This window comes from Bartonella sp. CL63NXGY, from assembly GCF_042194905.1.
Lineage (GTDB): Bacteria > Pseudomonadota > Alphaproteobacteria > Rhizobiales > Rhizobiaceae > Bartonella.
The window spans coordinates 1-558 of sequence record NZ_JBHINK010000156.1; the positions used below are offsets into that span (position 1 = coordinate 1).

Annotated in this window: 1 protein-coding gene; it reads right to left on the reverse strand. The window is 39.1% G+C overall.

The features are described from left to right. Positions 1–26: 26 nt before the first annotated feature. Positions 27–527 (reverse strand): hypothetical protein, encoded by a 501-nt coding sequence (locus ACFIK0_RS09880; RefSeq protein WP_375663988.1) that lies wholly within the window; start codon positions 525–527, stop codon positions 27–29. Between the last annotated feature and the right edge of the window lie 31 nt (positions 528–558).

The following is a 558-nucleotide window of genomic DNA, read 5'->3' on the forward strand; positions in this document are numbered from 1 at the left end:
CAATAAAAGAGCACTAGTTCCAATCATCATAGAACTAGTGCTCTTTTACTGAAGATTAATAAGTAACGAGTCCGGGAAAAGTGAGGAGATTTGTGATCCACTCCTTGGCCAGCATTCGCAATTTGGTAAGTAAAACTACTTGAGTGCATTTTCTTACCAAATACCAAAACGTTATTATATTGCCATAACGAAACCTTACCATCTTGAGACTTCGTTAATGTTAACTTGCTGCCCTTGGCCTTATAATTCCATTTACCTTGATCGGATTCCTCTTGATACACGGATTGAAAGTCTGCTTGACTATTATTAGCCTTGAGGGCCTTACTTTTATCAGGAGTCACAATTGCTTGATCGCCATCTTTTTCAAAAGTCATATAGGCATTTTGATTATCGGATACTCCTGCGTACTGATAAACATGACCTGGAATATGAGAAGCTACTGAGTGGCTTGCCCATAAGTAGCCACCGCCCACAATGATCACAATAGCAACAATAACTGCAATGAAAGTCTTCGTTTTCTTTGTCATACCTAATCACCACTCCTGTTATTCATCATCG

Bases quoted from the DNA above. Each gene is read 5' to 3' on its own strand.
- ACFIK0_RS09880 (WP_375663988.1), bottom strand. From the start codon at position 527: ATGACAAAGAAAACGAAGACTTTCATTGCAGTTATTGTTGCTATTGTG.